16 protein-coding genes and 1 pseudogene are annotated in these 14,744 nt (G+C 42.9%); 7 read left to right on the forward strand and 10 right to left on the reverse strand.

The features are described 5' to 3' along the window. Nucleotides 1–319: 319 nt before the first annotated feature. Entirely contained in the window at nucleotides 320–583 is a 264-nt protein-coding gene (locus tag MKY73_RS13855) for a hypothetical protein (RefSeq protein WP_339308133.1), read from the reverse strand. Nucleotides 584–698: 115 nt separating this feature from the next. Further along, nucleotides 699–1,643: a metallophosphoesterase gene (locus MKY73_RS13860; protein WP_339308135.1), complete on the reverse strand. Its 945-nt coding sequence runs from the start codon at nucleotides 1,641–1,643 to the stop codon at nucleotides 699–701. Nucleotides 1,644–1,790: 147 nt separating this feature from the next. Here MKY73_RS13860 and MKY73_RS13865 point away from each other — a divergent pair, with 147 nt between their 5' ends. Both MKY73_RS13865 and MKY73_RS13870 read left to right on the forward strand, forming a co-directional pair. Next, complete coding sequence (locus MKY73_RS13865; protein WP_339308137.1) at nucleotides 1,791–2,333, forward strand: hypothetical protein; 543 nt, start codon at nucleotides 1,791–1,793, stop codon at nucleotides 2,331–2,333. A gap of 551 nt (nucleotides 2,334–2,884) precedes the next feature. Beyond that, nucleotides 2,885–3,109, forward strand: coding sequence for a helix-turn-helix domain-containing protein (locus MKY73_RS13870; protein WP_339308138.1), 225 nt, complete (start codon nucleotides 2,885–2,887; stop codon nucleotides 3,107–3,109). A 284-nt stretch (nucleotides 3,110–3,393) separates the two neighbouring features. Here the strand turns inward: MKY73_RS13870 and MKY73_RS13875 are convergent. After that, nucleotides 3,394–3,498 (reverse strand): annotated as a pseudogene (locus MKY73_RS13875) (2-oxoglutarate dehydrogenase E1); the annotation flags it as partial. Nucleotides 3,499–3,826: 328 nt separating this feature from the next. Between MKY73_RS13875 and MKY73_RS13880 the strand changes: the two are divergent. From MKY73_RS13880 to MKY73_RS13895, 4 genes are all read left to right on the forward strand, one after another. After that, entirely contained in the window at nucleotides 3,827–4,663 is an 837-nt protein-coding gene (locus MKY73_RS13880; protein WP_339308140.1) for an alpha/beta hydrolase, read from the forward strand. Nucleotides 4,664–4,963: 300 nt separating this feature from the next. Next, nucleotides 4,964–5,425, forward strand: coding sequence for a nuclear transport factor 2 family protein (locus tag MKY73_RS13885; RefSeq protein WP_339308142.1), 462 nt, complete (start codon nucleotides 4,964–4,966; stop codon nucleotides 5,423–5,425). Then, nucleotides 5,422–6,003 (forward strand): TetR/AcrR family transcriptional regulator, encoded by a 582-nt coding sequence (locus MKY73_RS13890; RefSeq protein WP_339308144.1) that lies wholly within the window; start codon nucleotides 5,422–5,424, stop codon nucleotides 6,001–6,003. Before MKY73_RS13885 ends, MKY73_RS13890 begins: the two co-directional genes overlap by 4 nt. 31 nt (nucleotides 6,004–6,034) lie before the next feature. Continuing rightward, nucleotides 6,035–6,505, forward strand: a complete 471-nt coding sequence (locus MKY73_RS13895; protein ID WP_339308145.1) for a DinB family protein — start codon at nucleotides 6,035–6,037, stop codon at nucleotides 6,503–6,505. Nucleotides 6,506–6,926: 421 nt separating this feature from the next. Here MKY73_RS13895 and MKY73_RS13900 read toward each other — a convergent pair whose 3' ends face one another. The 6 genes from MKY73_RS13900 to MKY73_RS13925 form a co-directional block, all read right to left on the reverse strand. Then, entirely contained in the window at nucleotides 6,927–7,922 is a 996-nt protein-coding gene (locus MKY73_RS13900; RefSeq protein ID WP_339308146.1) for a glycoside hydrolase family 43 protein, read from the reverse strand. Nucleotides 7,923–8,238: 316 nt separating this feature from the next. Then, on the reverse strand, nucleotides 8,239–9,930 hold the full coding sequence (gene ilvD / locus MKY73_RS13905; protein WP_339308148.1) for a dihydroxy-acid dehydratase: 1,692 nt from the start codon (nucleotides 9,928–9,930) through the stop codon (nucleotides 8,239–8,241). 17 nt (nucleotides 9,931–9,947) lie between these two features. After that, nucleotides 9,948–10,613 carry a GntR family transcriptional regulator gene (locus tag MKY73_RS13910; protein WP_339308150.1) on the reverse strand — a complete coding sequence of 222 codons (666 nt, stop codon included), beginning with the start codon at nucleotides 10,611–10,613 and terminating at the stop codon, nucleotides 9,948–9,950. Nucleotides 10,614–10,851: 238 nt separating this feature from the next. Then, nucleotides 10,852–11,412: a DsbA family oxidoreductase gene (locus tag MKY73_RS13915; RefSeq protein ID WP_339308594.1), complete on the reverse strand. Its 561-nt coding sequence runs from the start codon at nucleotides 11,410–11,412 to the stop codon at nucleotides 10,852–10,854. 124 nt (nucleotides 11,413–11,536) lie between these two features. Then, nucleotides 11,537–12,181 carry an NAD(P)H-binding protein gene (locus MKY73_RS13920; RefSeq protein WP_339308152.1) on the reverse strand — a complete coding sequence of 215 codons (645 nt, stop codon included), beginning with the start codon at nucleotides 12,179–12,181 and terminating at the stop codon, nucleotides 11,537–11,539. A 38-nt stretch (nucleotides 12,182–12,219) separates the two neighbouring features. Next, on the reverse strand, nucleotides 12,220–12,879 hold the full coding sequence (locus MKY73_RS13925; RefSeq protein WP_339308154.1) for an SDR family oxidoreductase: 660 nt from the start codon (nucleotides 12,877–12,879) through the stop codon (nucleotides 12,220–12,222). Nucleotides 12,880–13,076: 197 nt separating this feature from the next. Between MKY73_RS13925 and MKY73_RS13930 the strand changes: the two genes are divergently transcribed. Continuing rightward, nucleotides 13,077–13,673 carry a TetR/AcrR family transcriptional regulator gene (locus tag MKY73_RS13930; RefSeq protein WP_339308156.1) on the forward strand — a complete coding sequence of 199 codons (597 nt, stop codon included), beginning with the start codon at nucleotides 13,077–13,079 and terminating at the stop codon, nucleotides 13,671–13,673. Between the two features lie 104 nt (nucleotides 13,674–13,777). Here MKY73_RS13930 and MKY73_RS13935 read toward each other — a convergent pair whose 3' ends face one another. Beyond that, on the reverse strand, nucleotides 13,778–14,737 hold the full coding sequence (locus tag MKY73_RS13935; RefSeq protein ID WP_339308158.1) for an NAD-dependent epimerase/dehydratase family protein: 960 nt from the start codon (nucleotides 14,735–14,737) through the stop codon (nucleotides 13,778–13,780). Nucleotides 14,738–14,744: the final 7 nt, after the last annotated feature.

A 14,744-nucleotide genomic window follows, 5' to 3' on the forward strand; every position in this document is an offset into this window, starting at 1 on the left:
CACTTAGATATCCATCTAATCGGTATGGATTAGAAGGTCACGCGAAATCTTTAACTGATAGGCAATCAGGTAATCCATCGCTGTATTTCCGCACCTTTCCTGAAACCGTTTATTCATATATGGTTGAGATGGGCGCAAATCCGTTAGTTCCTGCACAGCAATCTTTTAAGAGTAATGCGTATGGATGTAATCCAGCACGGCATCGACGGGCGAGTGTTCTCTCTGCTGATTCAATTTCTCGAGCAGGCCTAAAACTAGACCCAAAGGGAGTCTAGAAGGCGCCGACATAGCATCGGCACCTTCTCTCTGTACAATTTAATTACAACGTAATCGCACGGTGAGGCTTGCTGTAATGACTGGTTCCCCCGCCTCCGACGATAACACGCCCTCCTTTATTAAACATCAGACGCTTGGTAATATTTCCACTGAGCAGCACTTCAACTTTAGCTTGATTGGCAGTAGCTATATAGATGACATAACCACTCTTAGAAATTACTGTCCGCCAGTTCCGGTCAAACTCTGACCGCAAGACTCGGCTGGAGTATACCTGATTTTCGACTCTACCTGGTTTAGTTCCCTTCATCGAAATCCCTCATTTCTGAAATCTATAGGACACGTTAATAATCTATTCACTAAGACTCTCAGAAGTGTAGGTAGATTCCTAAGTAGATGAAAGAAATAAAATTGACTTATGTGACTTATGCAGTCTCGCCTACTGGAATGACGCGACGTTTAACAATAACACCATTTCTAACGGTAAACTCGATAAAATGGAAGATTGGGGTTGGTGCGCCCTTGAGAAATCCCTTTTTGACAAGTGGTGCCCCGGCTCCCCCAGACAGTTGATACCTCGTGCCTTGATAGGAAAGTTGATCTAATGCATGCACATGGCCAACAAGAACCTGAGAGACCTTGCCGCGAACGCTGGATAGGAACCGGGTCAGTTGTCCTCGGGTGTTCCCGAACGTCGATGTGGGATCTTGAAAATAACGGGGATTTGCCCATTTCCCGATTCTAGGGGGAACGTGCATGGTCACAACTGTATTTTTCTGTGCCTTTTTTAGCTGCTCTCTCAGAAAAGCCAGTTCTCCTGGTGCAAAACCGTAGACTGACTGACCACTCCCATTGGAGTTAAGCTCTTGTGAGTTATTCAGGCCAATGATCGTAGTTTTAATTTTGGGGAGATGGATTCCGAAATGTGTTGGTCCGATATATTTTCTGAAATTGGTAAGTGGTCCGTTGATGCCCGTATGTTCATGGTTGCCGGGGACGATAAAAAAGGGGATATCAGGTACACCTCTGTTCGGATCCTGAATCATCTGCAGCAAGCTTTTTACCGGTACACCCGAATATGTCCCGCCTGTCTTGAATTCTTGGTCTGTTCCCGTGAATACGGCATCTCCGTTATGCAGAATAAATAGAGGTTTTCTCTTCAATTTGGAGATAGTGGATAAGGCCGAAGTAAATATTGCATTGCTGGATTGGCCGTTCCCAGCCCAACCGTCTCCCATGCCGATAAAAGTGTATTCATTGTCTTTCAGTTTTTTCACCTTTGCCAATAATCGAGCTTTGGATGTCTGGAACAGTGTTCTCTGACTTGTAGTGGTTCTTTTGACATGAGCTGTCTGGGTTTTGGATTTCATTTGGTCACCCTTCCCTGTAGATACATCTAATTTTATGGGGCAGATGACAGTAGTGAAACGGCATTAGCCTATGTCGCCGGCAATCACACAAGACTTTTCTTGATCGAATTCATAGAATACAGGATCAACGATCAAGGAGTGATATATTTGAGTATAATCAAAGCTGGAGATTGCGTCGGCATCCTTTATTTCACTACGATGGGTGCACCGGCTACAGTACATGACGGCGTTCTCGTTTCTCCTAAAAGTTTGAATTCGCAAACGTATAATGGCCCGGTTACTATACTGCATTACAATATCAATAGGAAATCCGGTCACCTTTTTCGCCAACTTATTACCGTGACACCGATTGAGATCCGTAAAACGCCTTTTATGACTAGCGATCAGAGAGGGCGCTGCAGCAGTTCCCCTTCTTCACCTGCTATAAAAGCGGGATCTTGCGTAGCTGTTAAATTCCGGGTACCCAAATCAACCACATTCCCGGCAGGACGGGAAGTGAAGAACGGCAGATTGCTGTGCCCGATCAAAGATGGAAACAAGCCTCCAAAAGAAGTATGGATATACCACTGGCTGGTCAGAAATCCAAACAGCGACTCTCCTAGTTTAAAGCTCGAACTGAAAAAGTATACCGGCGTTACGTATGTAGAAAAAGCGAGAGTGTCTCCTCTCCCAACTGCAAAATTGAAATAATTAATTCAATTGATGTTACTTTGTGTATAGCTTGGTCCTTTGCTGTGTTCTGAGCGGCCTGAATAATTTCAGACATAAGGCTTGTTTCATGCATAGAATGCTCTCCATGGTTTTAGTAGACAACGCTGTTCAATAAACATAGGTATATAATCTTTTTTCACGCTGCCAGATGGATATTTGTACAAAGAAAAACCGCTCAATTTTGATAGAGCGGTATGTTATAAATCATATAATTAATAGAAGTCTTTCATTCAGCGGCCATGGCAATAAGGGTCAAGTTCATGTACCTGACCAAGGACATGAACTTGACCCTTTAAAATGAAAAAACTCGCCTAGAGCGGGTTTGTATCGGAATGGTCTTAGTGGTCAAAACCTCAATCCCTCAATCCCCCCACCCGCATAGCAGGTGGTTTTTGTTTCGCGCGTTTTGCGCACTCAACTGGCTAAAACCATAATAAAAGCCTGGGCGGCATACACCCAGACCTTTCACCTGTTTCTGGTTTACCATCCGATAGCCGCACTATCTCTTCAAGCATATTCCACAGGAGGTCATGGTCAGGTATTGCTCTTATTCATTCCGTCCTCTACTGGACAAAGAAGAGGAATACACCAGCGAGATGATGCACACACTTGAAGCCTATTTCGCCAACAACGGTCAAGTGAATGAAACTGCACGTGAGTTATATATCTATCGCAACACAGTACTGTACAGGCTGGAGAAAATTTCGGGACTGCTGAATCTGGATATGAAAATACCGATCATCTGTTGCTCTTAAAGCTGGGACTTATGTTTAGGCATTTAATGTCTCCGGAGAGAAAAATTTAAAAAAAGGTCTAGGGTATACCTAGGAGACTCAATTCCTGGTAACCGGTCAGAGCTCCCGCGAATTGGCCCGGTTGAAAAAGGCTGGGTCAATTTCGAATGAGCAACCATTATTCAGATTGAACAAAAATGCGCAAACAAGTTATCTTTCAGTCGAATTATCCTCAAAAAGTCTTATATTAATGTGCTTTTCCCCGCCACACACCGGGGTTAACAATCACAAGGTGAACCCCAGAAGGCCAATGGACCGCGATACCGGGTCTTCCAGGATCTTGTTTCATAGAGAGTCTCGCCCTGGACAAGCAGAGTCGCCCATGGTTGAATCATAGATAATACTTTCATTCCCCTACGCTCCATTCCATTTCTGTTCATAATGCGTTATTATCCCCAAACATTCTCGGGACTTTCCATACCCGCATGATGCTAAATCTTTACCTTCGATCGGAAAAAAACTAATTCCTGAAACATGTCAGCTAAAGTTATCTGATAAGTTGAGAGATCAACTGAGTACCCACACTAAAATATGAACTTGCAATCATAAACCGATCGGTTTATAATAAAACAAACGGTATAGAGAGTGAGGCGATTCATGAACAAGTCCCCTTTCGTATGTCTGATCCAAATAGCTTGTGTATAAACAAAAATATAACAACTAATGGAGGTATTTTCCATGGCAAAAGTGAATGTAGGCGCTGAGAATGAACAAGCAATTGAACTCTATTATGAAGATCATGGTGCGGGAAAACCAATTATTCTGATTCATGGCTGGCCTTTGAGTGGGCGATCCTGGGAGAAGCAAGTTCCTGCCCTAATTGAAGCAGGCTACCGTGTTATCACATATGACCGTCGTGGATTCGGTCAGTCTTCTCAACCTTGGGATGGTTATGACTATGATTCATTTGCTTCGGATTTGCATAAATTGATACTTCACCTTGATCTGCGTGATGCCACATTAGTCGGATTCTCCATGGGTGGCGGCGAAGTTGCACGTTATGTGGGAACCTACGGGACAGAACGCGTTTCTAGAGCCGTATTTGCGGGAGCGGTTCCTCCCTATCTCTATATAACCGAAGACAATCCTGAAGGTGGATTGGATGATGCAACGATTGCAGAGTTCCAAAACGGGGTAAAAGCCGATCGGCTAGCATTCCTGGATGGTTTTACAAGCAACTTTTTCGCTGCTGGAGACCGCACAGATCTTGTGAGCGAACCATTCCGTATCTATAACCGTGATATTGCAGCTCTGGCTTCACCTAAAGGCACATTGGATTGTATTGCTGCCTTTGCCCTTACGGATTTCCGTCAGGATCTGGAGAAGTTCAACATTCCTACACTGGTTATCCATGGTGATTCCGATGCCATCGTGCCTTTGGAGGTGAGCGGACAACGTACTCATGAATCCATCCCTGGCAGCCGTCTGGTCGTTGTTGAAGGTGGACCACACGGTTTCAATGCGACCCATTCTGAACAATTTAATGCAGCATTGATCGAATTTTTGCAAGATTAAATTTAATTCGACTGATCACTTAGCTAAAAGAACAAAATGAAAGAACAAGCAGAACGCCTCCTATAGAGGAGAACGTCCTGCTTGTTCATTATTTCATAGGATATGCATATGAAGAATGCACACTCTCGTGATCATTGATAATACACCAAAATGAGCCACTAAAGCATAAGATTGATGGCTACTTGGTACATTATGAATCTGAACCGATTCGAAATTTGTATTGAATTTCGGATGTAAACTTGCATTTATAAACCGATCGGTTTATACTGATACAAACAGTTTAGGAAGCGAGGAAATCTAATGAATAATTTAACTCCCCCATTCACTCTTGAGACAGCAATCCAAAAAACGCGTATGGCTGAAGACAGCTGGAATAGCCGAGATCCTCAGCGCGTCTCACTTGTGTATACTAAGGATTGTTATTGGAGAAATCGGAGCGAATTTATAACAGGCCGCCAAGAAATTGTATCTTTACTAACTCGGAAATGGGCCAAAGAACTGGAATACCGCCTGATCAAGGAACTTTGGTCATTTACGGATAACCGTATTGCCGTTAGATTTGCATATGAATGGCGTGATGATCGTGGCCATTGGTTCAGATCGTATGGAAACGAGAATTGGGAATTTGCTGAGGACGGCTTGATGCAGCGCAGATTTGCTTCGATTAATGACATGCCGATTAAGGAAGAGGAACGTAAATTTCATTGGCCTCTCGGCACGCGCCCCGCTGATCACCCAAGCCTAAGTGAGTTAAATCTATGACTCGTACTGTTTTTGAAAAAGCGGATGTCATCCCTCTCGTTGCTGAGGTATTTCGTGAATTAGGTTATGAGGGCGCATCTTTGAGTAAAATTACAGCCCGTACGCGTCTATCTAAAGGAAGCTTGTATTATTTCTTTCCAGGTGGAAAAGATGAGATGGCTGCTGAAATTCTTGCACATATTGATCAATGGTTTATCAAGAATATTTTTGAACCGCTCGAAAAGAATGAACCCCGGGCAGCCATTGATCATATGTGGCAAGAGGTCGATACTTATTTTCAATCCGGTCAGCGTATATGCCTTATTGGTGCATTCGCTTTGGACGAAACAAGAGATCGATTCGCTGCTGTCATTCGGCAATATTTTATAAGATGGATTGAAGCCTTCAGCGCGGCACTAGTTCAAACAGGTATCTCTAAAGAGACTGCTGACCAAATTTCAGAGGAAACCATTGCCAGTATTCAAGGGGGATTAATTCTGAGTAGAGCTCTTAATGATGAATCCTTTTTTGAACGTACGTTGGCAAATCTGTCACAACGAGTCTCAACTCATGTTTCCAAAAGCAACTCTGCTAACTGACACAAAATTGTTTAAATAGGAGGTCCATATCATGAGCAATTTTGTCGCTGATCAATTGGGATTTGTTCGCCGTCAGGCAGTTGGTTATGTGAAGGATATAGATGACTCTGCCTCGGAAATCATTCCAACAGGTTTGAAAAACAATATAAAATGGAATCTAGGCCATATGTATGTTATACATGAGAAGTTCGCGTTCCAACTTACTGGGGAAGAAACCAAATATCCTGCTCATTTTAGCAAGTTGTTTGATCCAGGAACTAAACCGTCTGACTGGAATATAGAGCCTCCAACGATGGCACAGCTAATCGACTTGTTAAATGAACAAATTGAAAGGGTTGAAACGATCCTTTCAGGCAAATTGAAAGAAGAAATCAATCCCCATTACAAGTCTTCTACAGGACTTACCTTTACAAATGTAGAACAATTACTGAGTTTTCTGATTTACCATGAAGCCATGCACTTTGCAACAATTAAAAATATCAAGAGCATAATTGACAGTTAATAGTGTCCCTTCATTAAAACAAACAAACCGACCTTATATTCTACTTAAATCGGAATAAGGTCGGTTTTTTATGAAGTGCAAAAAGATAGTATACAATGAAATGTACCCACCAAACCCCAATGTGATACCCGTTATGTACTCAAACAGCGATAGCTCGGATATTTGCCGTTTAACTCAAATTTTGGTGATGATACACAGCATAGTTACAGCAGATAAGGTCCGTACTACAAAAGATTGAGTTGAGCTGTAAATTCGAAGGACTGTAGGCATTACACGCATATAGAGGAAAGTTTCAGCAGGAGTTAAGAATTACGTTTGAGTGACACAATTGATCCTCCTATCAAAAAAAGCAGCCCCGTCAGGAGCTGCCTCATGTTATGCCTTATCTTGTAATTGTATCTGTTTCTGCTAACCGGCCAGCTTACTCACCGTCCGGATAAGGATTGATCTTCTGAATCGTTCCGTCTTCGTTGTATTTCAGCTCGGAATATTTAACGCACCGCTTGTGGTTGACGCCTTCCGACAGGGAGCTGTCGTGATAGAACAAATACCACTTGTCTTCAACTTGCACAATGGAGTGGTGGGTTGTCCAGCCGATAACCGGAGACAGAATCTCGCCCTTGAACGTGAATGGTCCCATCGGATTCTTGCCGATCGCATATACGAGCTTATGTGTGGTGCCTGTAGAGTAGGACAGGTAGTAATATCCGTTATATTTATGCACCCATGGTCCTTCAAAATATCTCCGGTCCTCATCCCCCGCCAGAATCGGATTCCCGTCTTCATCGACAATTGATATCTCAGCAGGCTTGCCCTGGAAGGACAGCATGTCGTCGCTAAGCACGGCAACTTGCGGTCCAAGCGCCGGCTGGTCAGGAGCCGGTCCTTCTGCATCTGGCACAAAGCTGCCAGTCTGCCACTTCTCCAGCTGGCCACCCCAGAGTCCGCCGAAATAGATGTATGACTGATTGTCGTCATCCAACAATACGGCCGGATCGATACTGAAGCTGCCTTCCATATAATTCGGCTGCGGCGTGAACGGGCCTGCCGGAGACTCTGATGTTGCCACACCCAGACGGAAGATGCCGTCATGGTCCCGTGCCGGGAAGAACAGGTAATAGGTATTGTTCTTGTAAGCGGCGTCCGGTGCCCAGAGCTGCTTGGAGGCCCATGGAATATCTCTCAGATGCAGCGCTTCACCGTGATCGACCACCGGGGAATCGAAGTTGTCCATTGAGAGAACATGGTAGTCTTCCATTTTATACTGGTCGCCGTTATCGTTGCTCGGCTCATCATGATCGAGGTCATGGGAAGGATAGATGTAGATTTTGCCCTCGTAGACATGGGCGGACGGGTCAGCGGTGAAGATGTGGGTTACGAGCGGCTGGTGAGGCTTAGGTAGTTGTTGTTGATTCATAAGGCATCTCCTTTGGTATTGGAATAATAGAATTACGGGGTTGAGTTAATTCATTGAATGCATCGTACCCTCTCTCGGCAATTAAAGCAAGCGCTTACAATATATGATGTAATTCTACACTCCCCGCTAGTTTTTTCCTATACACATACTAAAGGTCTTCCCCCGATAAAATATACAATTCCCACATAGAAATTAACTCTTTTTTCAATCGCAATATCTATATATCGTTCATGTGATAGATAGCAACAAAAAGTCGCCCCGCATAGCGGAGCGACTTTGAAAAAGCAATCATTAAAATTTATCGATTATATTTGGTTTAATCCATCGAATCGGTTACTGCCCCTTTGGAAGCAGATGAAACTAATTTGGCATATTTACCCAGTACACCAGATTTTACTTTCAGTGGAGGTTGTACCCACGCTTCCGCTCGAGCGGCTAACTCTTCTTCTGACACCTCAACCTTCATCTCCTGGATGTCACTGTTAATGGTGATCATATCCCCATTTTGGAGCAAAGCGATCGGTCCACCTACCTGTGCTTCAGGTGATACATGGCCGACTACAAATCCATGCGAGCCACCCGAGAATCGACCATCTGTAATGAGAGCAACTTTCCCACCGAGTCCTTTGCCTACGATGAGTGCTGTTACGGAAAGCATCTCTGGCATACCTGGTCCACCCTTCGGACCACAGTAACGTATGACCACGACATCACCTTCTTTAATTTCATCATTCATAATCGCTACTGTCGCCTCATCTTCGCTATCATACACCTTAGTCGGGCCAGAGAACTGTTGTATCTTCATACCTGACATTTTGGCAACAGCGCCTTCAGGAGCGAGGTTTCCGCGAAGCACAACTAATGGTCCATCTGGCTTCAGCGGATTATCGAGCGGACGTATAATCTCTTGATCATTCGGAAGTGGAGCAGCTTCAGCTAAATTCTCCGCCAACGTTTTGCCTGTTACCGTGAGGCAATCCCCATGAAGTAATCCCTCAGCAAGCAATAGCTTCATTACCCCTGAAACGCCACCGATATCGTTCAAATCCTGCATTACATATTGACCACTTGGCTTCAGATCCGCCAAATGAGGAACACGCAGGCGAATGCGCTCAAAATCATCCAAAGTTAAATCGACTTCTACCGAGTGCGCAATAGCTAGCAGATGGAGAAATGCGTTAGTTGATCCCCCCAGAGCCATAACAACAGTGATCGCATTCTCAAATGCTTTCTTCGTCATAATGTCTCTTGGATAAATCTCTTGTTCAAGCAGTGAGATGACCTGTCTACCAGCTGCTTCGCATTCCTTTGCTTTATCCGCTGAAATCGCTGATGTCGAAGAAGAACCAGGTAAACACATCCCCATTGCTTCTGCAGCGGCTGCCATCGTATTAGCGGTATACATACCTCCGCAAGCGCCTGGACCTGGGCAAACACTGCATTCGACCTTATGCAACTGTTCATCTGTTATTTTGCCATCTTGATATTGGCCAACGGCTTCAAAAGCGGAAACGATATCCACTTTTTTGCCATCGAGATTACCTGGTTGAATGGTTCCCCCATATACATAAACGGAAGGAATGTTCATGCGTCCAATAGCCATCAGACATGCAGGCGTATTCTTGTCACAACCACCGATCGCAACAACACCGTCAAAACGCTCGGCTCCGGTCACAATTTCAATCGAATCAGCGATAGCTTCCCGACTTGGTAGTGAGAACAACATCCCGCCGTGCCCCATCGAAATTCCATCCGAAACGGTAATCGTATTAAAAATCAGTGGAGCACCGCCGTTATCACGTGCGCCCTGCTTAGCTTGTACCGCCAAATCATTGATGTGCATATTACATGGCGTTACCTCACTCCACGTACTCGCTATTCCAATCATTGGCTTTTTAAAATCATCATCCTGAAAACCAACTGCACGCAGCATGGCTCTGTTCGGTACCCGGTTAGCACCTTCACTGATTACCTTGCTTCGAATACGAAGATCTTTTTTATTCTCCATTTTTTTTATTCCTCATTTCAAAGTATTTCGTACAGTTCCTGCATCGGTCGAATAAAATTTTGTTTCATTAGTATGTGAGCATCATCGCTATTTTTGCCTTCAAAAGCTTTAATAATCAAATCATGCTCTTCCAATGAAGCTAGTGTAGCCGTGATAGGTTGTTTTAAAAAGACATATTTAAATCGCCTAATGTGAATCTGTAGAGAGGCATTAAATGTGGCTACATAAGGATTATCTGAGAGCTCCACAATATAGTTATGAAATTGCTCATCCACCTCCATAGCCTGATAAACTTGTCCATTTTTAATGGAACTAGCAAATTCCAAATTTATGGATCTTAGTTTCTCGATCTGTTCTGAAACAATAATTTGGGCGGTGATTTCAGCAGCTAAAGCCTGAAGAGCAGCCATCGTTGAGTACATCTTGAAAATATCGTTTTTCTCAATATTCGTTACTTTTGTTTCTTTTCCTGGATGCATAGACACGAGGCCTTGAACTTCGAGCAACTGAAATGCCTCCCGAATCGGTGTCCGGCTGACTCCAAGCGATTCAGCCAATTCCGCATCCATAAGCTTTTCACCTGGTTGCAGTGTTCCATCAATAATCCATCGCTGAATCTGAGAAAACGCTCTTTCTTTTGCAGACATACGGGCGGGTAAGGCAAAACCTTTGGGAATTGGCATGGTTTTCATCCTCATTACAATTAATCTTATATGCAATATATCGCATACACGATTGAGAAGCAAATATTATTTGATGACGAAAAGAAAAACCGCCCAATTCCAATAAGGAGTTTGGGCGGTTTATGATTCTGCCTATTTCGCTTGAACTGACTATCTACACGCTGTTCTAAAATACATTGTGATTGTTCTCTCGATAATGCTTTCATAATATCTTTGTCTTACCACTACCTGGCTTTATTTATTGAGATGCTTGGTTAAGAGCTTTTAAAAATACCTCTGTTGGTTGGGCGCCGGATATCGCGTATTTTCTATCAATGACAAAGAAAGGTGCTCCTGTAATCCCTAATTGTTTTGCTGTAGCTTCATCTGAACGCACTTCGCTAGCATAATTGGAGCGGTCATGGAGAACTGCCATGGACTCATCTCGGTTCATTCCAACTGATTCTGCAATATCTGCTAATGTATCATAATCGCTAATTAGCTTGGCGTCCGTATAATAAGAATAGAACAACTTCTCTGCTAATTCCTGATCTTTACCCACAGCTTTGGCATATTGGGTTAAACGATGCGCATCAAACGTATTGGTGGGCTGTATTTGGTCGATATTATACACGAGACCCATCATTGCTGCTTGTTGTTCAAGTTCAGCATGTGCCTTTTTCGCTTGCTCGATACTCATACCATGTTTCTCAGAAAGTATTTGATGCATACTTTTGCCTGAGTACATGGATGTTTGCGGATTAAGTTCAAAGCTTCTATATTCAATGACCACTTCATTTGGATGAGCGAACTGCTCCAGTGCAGACTCTCTCGTTTACCAATATAACAAAATGGACAAACATAATCCGACCATATCTCGATTTTCATTTTGAATTCTCCCTCACTAACCACCTTAATCGGTGAATACTTCATTTTTATTGAGTTTATTTGTTATAAATAATAGGCATTTTTCTAATCAATTGGTTGTCACGAGCAGCAGAGTACATGAATTTGGCAACATTTTCTCTGGAAACAGATATTTTAGCCGATTGATCTCCAAATGAATAGTCATAAGATTGTCCTGTGTATTTAACATTGGGGTTAATAATTCGAACGACTGTCCAATCCAGATTCGATTGTTTAATTATTCCTTCCATTTTCTTCATTTCTGCATATCCGTTTGGAAGGAGTATTTTGGCTAATACACCTGGAAGTATCGTGGACATGTTTTTCTTATCGTCATCTGATTGCAAAGCTGGCGTTGCAAGTGTAATGAACCTTTTTTTGTTATGTTTCTTCATAGCCTTAATTATCAGTTCGTGTCCGTCAGCAATCGGCGTGCCTTTAAGCTTTCGTGACATATCGGAGGCTGGCCCCAATGTGCTGATTACGACATCGGATTCGGCTACGGCTTTCTCGATGGTTGAGCTATTCGAAAGTTCCCCTTGGACAAGACTCAAATTTGGATGTTTGAGGCTGATTTTTTTGGGGGTTCTAACGTATGCTTTAACGAAATCTCCGTGATCTAATGCTAGTTGAGTCACAAGCTGTCCAATTGCACCAGTTGCACCAAAAACAGTGATATTCATATTCTTTCTTGTGTCTCCTCTAATATAAATTATTCAGCTTAGACTTTATCTTCAGTTATAAACTCTTCTACTCTGTCTCTTCTGGTGTACATGTCGTACCAAATATCAGCGATTTTATCTTGAACTCCTGAATTCGGCTGCATCCAAATTCCGATCGAAAGGTGACCTGCATAAACTCCTTTGTCAGTTAGTTCGCTGTTCAAATTAAAGATATAATTACGAAGTCCTGAAATTGCAATGCCGACATTCCCCATCATCGGTACCGGGTGTACTGAAGCACCTCCCGTTGTAAATAACAGAGCACCGCTTTGCTTATCCAACATATCCGGAAGCACTTGTTTAACACTTGATAAAGCACCTAAAACATTATATTGAAATTGGTATAATGCATTTTCTTCAGTTACATCTAGCGTTGGCGCTACTGAGTCAAAGCTCGGCGTTGGACTGTATTCAAGAACATCAATAAATCCGTATTTCTCTTTAATAGCAGCAAATGCCATCTCAATTTGTTCTTTATTTAATATGTCCGCTTGAAATGAAGCAGCTTCGATTCCCAATTGTTCTAATTCAATAACTAGTTGGTTCAACTTTTCTTCATTTCGTGCAATAAGCGCTACGCGGAATCCATTTTGTCCGAATTTCTTTGCAATGGACATCCCTAAACCTGCTCCAGCTCCAACAATCGCTATCGTTTTCATCTAAAATCTCTCCTTTAATTAAAGTTAATTATCAACCAGATAAATAATGGTCAATGTGTTGTATATTTATCTTTTGTTTATTATGATAAATAAAAGGTCAGCATTCAATGTTTAATAATTTTGATTTTGAGAGATAAAATACAGTTTCAACTTAAATGTCGTATATCTAACAAAAAAAGTTAAGGGAATGAGCAATAATGAGCAAAAAAATCGATTTACGTATCCTTCGCTCTAAACATTCGATAAAAAAGGCATTTATAGAACTTCTTAATGAAAAGGGCTACGAAGGAATTACGATCCAAGATATAGCCGATAAGGCGATGATTAACCGAAATACCTTTTACCTTCATTATCAGAACAAACCCGATTTGTTAAATGTATCTATGGACGAATTATTAGAAGAATTAAAGAGTACACTCAATCTTTGTTCGAGCAGCAAATCTCCTATAAGTGGCTCTATGCTTGAACAACTGATGCAAACCATACTGGAGCAAATTAAGGGTAATATCCCCTTTTACAAAGCATTGTTACTTGATGAGAACAGAATTTATGGTTTTCAATCAAAAATGGAGGAGATTATAAAAAATACAGTGGAAGATGGCCTGGATGATATTCCCCTGAAGATTTCAAAGGAATTAATACTTCAATATATCGCATCTACTTTTATGGGCATTGTAATATGGTGGGTTAAAAATGATTTTTCTTATACTCCAAGTGAACTCGCTTCTCAATTCGGAAAAATTCTCACTCATGGACACTTAAAAGCCGCAGGTATTCCAATAGATGATGAGTGATAAATGCTTGCGAACAGTAGCTGGGTAGATAGCACAGAAAAGGAGCCCCTCGAATGATGGCTCCTTTTCTGTGATTACACTTTTAAAAAATAATATTGATAACATTAAGCTTTGCGAAGCATTTGTCTCTCGCTTAGCTGTGATAACATATCCTTCGTCATGGCCTTCAAGTCGTAGCGGGCATGAAATCCCCATTCTGTTTTTGCTGCTGTCGCATCAATGGAATGCGGCCAGCCATCGGCTATCGCCTGTCTCTTCGGATCAACGTCATAATCTAGGATAAAGCCAGGAAACTCCTCCCGAATTGCTGCGGCGATCGCCTCCGGATCCACGCTCATTGCGGTGACATTAAAAGAGTTTCGGTGCTTCAACCGGGATGAATCCGCTTCCATTAAATCGATGATCGCGTTTAGGGCATCCGGCATATACATCATGTCCATGTCTGTTCCCTTGGCGATATAAGCTGTATACCGGCCAGCCGTCACGGCTGCGTAATAAATTTCCACCGCATAATCCGTCGTTCCTCCGCCGGGAGGCGTCATATAAGATATCAATCCTGGGAATCGCAGCCCCCTGGTATCCAGACCGTACTTGTGAAAATAATAATCACAAAGCAGTTCGCCGGACACTTTGTTCACGCCGTACATCGTATTGGGCCGCTGGATTGTATCCTGCGGGGTATTGTATTTCGGAGTCGTAGGGCCAAAAGATCCAATGGAGCTTGGCGTGAACAGTTGGCAGCCGAGCTCTCTGGATACTTCAAGTGCATTCATCAATCCGCCCATATTCAAATTCCAGGCAAGCAGGGGTTTCTCCTCTGCGGTAGCCGACAGCAGCGCAGCCAAATGCATGATGGTATCCACTTCGTACCGCTTGGCGATTTCGAACATCGCCTTATCATTCGTCACGTCCAGCAGCTCGAAAGGTCCGGATCGGGTAATTTCGTGGGCTGATGACCTGAGATCGGTAGCAACGACGTAATCCGCACCATAAATCTCACGTAATTTAACAACTAACTCAGAACCGATTTGGCCCAATGCTCCGGTCACCAAGATCTTGTTCATAAGACAT

The organism is Paenibacillus sp. FSL R5-0519, assembly GCF_037974275.1.
Lineage (GTDB): Bacteria > Bacillota > Bacilli > Paenibacillales > Paenibacillaceae > Paenibacillus.